We start from the raw sequence: 4496 nt of genomic DNA on the forward strand, positions 1-4496 counted from the left end.
TTCGTGGTCAGCGTGCCGTTGTCGTTCAGCGTGGTGGTCGAGCCGTCCGGGTTGGTGAAGGAGTCGCCCGGGTTGAGATGCGTGGTGGTGACGTTGCCCTCACGCTCACCAAGGCGGCCCCCTCGGTCTCCCTGACCAAGCAGGGCGGCACCTCGGGCGCCCTGCGCGTGAACCTCAACTGGGAGGTGCGCAAGCAGTTCTCGGGCTGGGGCAGCAAGCGCGGCCGGGCGGTCGCGATGCACGCGGACCTCGACCTCGACCTGTGCGCCCTGTACGAACTCGCCGACGGCCGCAAGGGCGTCGTCCAGGCACTTGGCAACGCGTACGGCTCCCTGGGGCAGCCCCCGTACATCCATCTCGACGGCGACGACCGCACCGGCGCGTCGGCGAGCGGTGAGAACCTCACCGTGAACCTCGACCACATCAAGGACTTCCGGCGCATCCTCGTCTTCGTGACCATCTACGAAGGCGCCCGTTCCTTCGCCGACCTGCACGCCACGGTGACCCTCCAGCCGCAGCACGGTGCCGCGATCGACTTCTCGCTCGACGAGTGCACGGTGCCCTCCACGGTGTGCGCGCTCGCGCTGATCACCAACACGGGGGGCGATCTCGTCGTGCAGCGCGAGGCCCGCTACCTCGTCCCCGACCGAGGGGTGAGTCCGCAGCGGACCGTGGACCGCATCTACGGGTGGGGCATGAACTGGACCCCAGGTCGCAAGTGAGCCTTCAGCTCTCGTCGCCGACGACGGCGTCGGGACGCGCGTACGTGCGGCCCTTCCAGGCCGCACCGCGTCCCCTGTAGTGCTGCACCGCGGAATCGACGGTCATCAGGAGGTACAGAAACGCGGTGAACGGCAGCAGGGGAGCGAGCCACAGCGGCTGCCCGTAGTAGCGGAGCATCGGGACGTACGTCCCTGTCATCACCAGCCACGCGAGACCGCCGAGGACCGCGGTCGCCGTACTCCCGACGGCCAGACCAGTGGACAGGGCCACCGGCGGCACGAGATACACCAGCGCCAGCCCGAGGACGGTGCCCAGGAGGAGCAGCGGGTTGTGCCGCAGTTGCGCGTAAGCGCTGCGCGAGACCATCCGCCACAGGTCGTGCAGCCGCGGATACGGGCGCACGCTGTCCACCCGCTCGGCGAGCCCCAGCCAGATGTGACCCCCGCCGCCCTTGACGGCCCGCGCGAGTGCCACGTCGTCGATCACCGCCTGCCGGATCGCGTCCGGGATCCGCGCCCGTTCGGCGGCGTTGGTGCGCAGCAGGACACAGCCGCCCGCCGCGGCCGCCGTCCGCGCCGACCGCCTGCCGATCCGGCGGAACGGATACAACTGCGCGAAGAAGTAGACGAACGCCGGCACCACGAGCCGCTCCCACAGACTCTCCACGCGCAGCCGTGCCATCAGCGACACGGCGTCGAAGCCGCCGGTGCGCGCCGCCGCCACCAACTCCCGCAGGCTGTCCGGGGCATGAGCGATGTCCGCGTCCGTCAACAGCAGGTACTCGGGCTCACGCGCGCGTGCCAGACCGACACCGTGCCGTACGGCCCACAGCTTGCCTGTCCAGCCCGCGGGCGGTTCGCCGGGGGAGTCCACGGTCAGCGGGAGCCCGCCGTGCCGGGACGCCAGCTCGCGGGCAAGCTCCCCGGTGCCGTCCGAACTGCCGTCGTCGACAAGGAAGATCTCCGCCCGCCCGGGATAGTTCTGGGCGAGGAGCGAGGGCAGACTCTCGCGCAGTACGGCGGCCTCGTCGCGGGCCGGGACGACCACGCAGACCGACGGCCAGTCGTCCGGGTCGGTGCGGGCCGGGAGTCTGATGTCGGTGCGCCAGAAGAAGCCCTGACACAACAGCAGCCACAGCCAGGCGGCGAGTGATCCGGCGGCGATCCACACGATGGCGCTCACGGGCGCAGTCTGCCCCACGGGAGCGGGTCCACAGAGGCCATCGTCTATCGTGGCCGGGTGAAGATCGCGCTGATGGACTCCGGAATCGGCCTTCTGGCGGCCACCGCGGCGGTACGGCGGGTGCGTCCCGACGCGGACCTCGTGCTCTCCCTGGACCCCGCAGGCATGCCCTGGGGACCGAGGACACCGGAAGACGTCACGGGGCGCGCACTGGACGTCGCCGAGGCCGCCGCCGCGCACCGGCCCGACGCCCTGATCATCGGCTGCAACACCGCGACCGTGCACGCCCTGACGGCCCTGCGCGACCGCCTGGAGCCCGGCATCCCGGTCATCGGCACGGTCCCGGCGATCAAGCCGGCCGCGGCCGGCGGCACGCCCTTCGCGATCTGGGCGACGCCCGCCACCACCGGCAGCCCCTACCAGCGCGGCCTCATCAAGGACTTCGCCGACGGCGTGCCGGTCACCGAGATCCCGTGCTGGGGACTGGCCGAGGCCGTGGAACACGGGGACGAGCCGGCCATCGACGCCGCCGTCGCCGCGGCCGCCGAGCTGACCCCCGACGATGTAACGACCGTCGTCCTGGGCTGCACCCATTACGAACTGGTCGCCGAACGCATCCGCGCCGCCGTGCAGCGCCCCGACCGCCCGCCGCTCGTCCTGCACGGCTCCGCCGACGCGGTGGCCGCCCAGGCGCTGCGCCGGATCGGTGAAAAACCCGCCCCCGAAGCGTTGCCCGACGGCACCGTGACGGTGCTCCTGAACGGCCGTGAGGGCGCGCTGCCCGCCGCCGCGTCGGTCTACGCCGAGGGCCGGCTCCTGCGGGCCGTCACCCCCGCCCACTGACCACCGGCGACGCACCCGACGCTGTGCGTCCACCATGTCGCCCCACAAAACGGTCACCCTCCGCAACGCCGTACCCGCGCAGCGAAACCTGAGTAGTCTCGTAGGCATGAGGGACCACCCCCGCGACGAAACCTTCCCGCAGACCGTGATCTGGACCGGACGCGCGACCAACCGGTTCCAGTGGCTGCTGGCGCTCGCCGGTGCCGCTTGCATGGCGCTCGGCATCGAGCTGGCCGTGGACTCCGCCTGGACGTCCGGCGTCGCCCCGCTCGCCATGTCCGTCGTCGGGTGCATCGCGGCCGGACTGCTCATGCTGTTCGGCACGCTCGCCTTCGTGCACGTCGGCCTGAAGGTGGACACGGAGTCCCTCGAAGTGCGCTGCGGTCACATCGGTGTGCCGCGCCGCCGCATCCCTCTCGCGAGCGTCGCGGGCGCCGAGTTCGCCCCGCACGTCACCCCGCGCCAGTGGGGCGGCTGGGGCTACCGCTGGCGGCCCGAGAAGGGCACCGCGGTCGTCGTACGGCGTGGTGAGGGCATCATCCTCAGGCTGTGGGACGGGCACACGTTCACGATCACCGTGGACAACGCGGAGGCGGCCGTACGGATCATCACGGACCGGCTGGTGCCGCCCACGTCCGGCGCGGCGCACTGACGCTTTCCCCGCCCGTCATGGGGCCAGTCGATCACCACGCGCGTGTGCGTCCAGTGCGGTGTGTGAGGGGTCGTCGGCGATCGGGTGGGCCGTGGCCAGCCCGGCCAGGAAACCGGCGCCGACCGACACCGAGGTGAAGCTCAGCGCGTCGCCGACCGAGGCCACGATCGCGAGCCCCGTCAGCGCGGCGGCCGCGGAGAGCGCGATGGGGGTGGAACGCGTGGTGCGCCACAGCGCGTGGAGCACCCAGCCGTACGCCGCCGCCAGCAGGAGCACGCCGACGATTCCCTGCTCGGCCGCCAGCTGAAGCGGCGCGGAGTGCGGCTTGCCGTCCGGGAGCAGCGCCTCGGCCGCCGCGCTGCTCAGTTCTCCGAAGCGTCCGGGGCCCACCCCCAGGGCGGAGTCCCGGTGAGCCATGTGCAGGGCGTCCTGCCACAGCTGGATGCGGTGCGGGGTCAACTGGCCCTCCAGGGACGCGGTCAGCCCGCCCGGGAGCACGTTTCCGGCGACGGCCCAGGTCGCGCCGGTCACCAGCGCCGTCGGCAGGCCCAGGCCCGCGATGCCCAGACCTCGGTGCCGCATCCGGCCGGCGGCGAGCGAGCACAGCAGTACCGCCGTGCACAGGACGAATCCCGCGAGCGAGCCGAGGACGCCCGCGGTGACGGTGATCCCGGCCGCCAGCAGCCGTAGCGCGAGCCGCAGGGCCGGTGCCGAGGCGGCCCAGGCGGAGCAGCACGCGGCACCCACGGCCAGGGTCAGCAGGGCCGCGGTCGCACCGGCGTGGCCCAGCGGTACGGCGAACTGGGGGCCCGGCGCGAGATGCGGTTCGGCCAGCGCCATGCCGAGGCCGGCCAGCGCCCCCACGCAGGGCGCGGCGACCGGTACGAGCGCTCCGGAGATCCGCCCCGACGCGTAACCGGCGGCGACCGCGAGGACCGCGAGCAGCACGCCCTCGGGGCGGCCGTCGTGCATGGCGGCGGTGATCAGCGACCACGCGGCACACGATCCGAGCACCGTGATGCCCGCCGCATCCGAAACGTTTCGTCTTTCACTGTCGGCGTCCGGACCGGTCGCCGACACCATCCCCGTGGAACCC

The 4496-nt window shown here is 72.6% G+C and carries 4 protein-coding genes and 1 pseudogene; 3 read left to right on the forward strand and 2 right to left on the reverse strand.

Annotation, left to right across the window (positions count from 1 at the left end; translation table 11 throughout):
- Positions 1-98 precede the first annotated feature (98 nt).
- A pseudogene (locus ACNFOC_RS51310) lies at positions 99-722 on the forward strand (TerD family protein); the annotation flags it as partial.
- Positions 723-726: 4 nt separating this feature from the next.
- Here the strand turns inward: ACNFOC_RS51310 and ACNFOC_RS51315 are convergent.
- A complete protein-coding gene (locus ACNFOC_RS51315; RefSeq protein ID WP_416965853.1) occupies positions 727-1893 on the reverse strand; it encodes a glycosyltransferase in 1167 nt (388 codons plus the stop codon).
- 69 nt (positions 1894-1962) lie between these two features.
- Here ACNFOC_RS51315 and ACNFOC_RS51320 point away from each other — a divergent pair, with 69 nt between their 5' ends.
- On the forward strand, positions 1963-2748 hold the full coding sequence (locus ACNFOC_RS51320; RefSeq protein ID WP_416965851.1) for a glutamate racemase: 786 nt from the start codon (positions 1963-1965) through the stop codon (positions 2746-2748).
- Between the two features lie 106 nt (positions 2749-2854).
- The gene (locus ACNFOC_RS51325) at positions 2855-3400 is read left to right on the forward strand and encodes a hypothetical protein (protein WP_416965852.1); all 546 of its coding nucleotides are present in this window, start codon (positions 2855-2857) and stop codon (positions 3398-3400) included.
- A gap of 15 nt (positions 3401-3415) precedes the next feature.
- Here ACNFOC_RS51325 and ACNFOC_RS51330 read toward each other — a convergent pair whose 3' ends face one another.
- A complete protein-coding gene (locus ACNFOC_RS51330) occupies positions 3416-4483 on the reverse strand; it encodes an O-antigen ligase family protein (RefSeq protein ID WP_416965854.1) in 1068 nt (355 codons plus the stop codon).
- Positions 4484-4496: the final 13 nt, after the last annotated feature.

It is taken from the genome of Streptomyces colwelliae (assembly GCF_048158785.1).
Taxonomy (GTDB): domain Bacteria; phylum Actinomycetota; class Actinomycetes; order Streptomycetales; family Streptomycetaceae; genus Streptomyces.

Excerpts from the sequence above, each read along its gene's own strand:
- ACNFOC_RS51325 (WP_416965852.1), top strand. The coding sequence starts at position 2,855 with ATGAGGGACCACCCCCGCGACGAAACCTTCCCGCAGACCGTGATCTGG.
- ACNFOC_RS51330 (WP_416965854.1), bottom strand. The coding sequence starts at position 4,483 with ATGGTGTCGGCGACCGGTCCGGACGCCGACAGTGAAAGACGAAACGTT.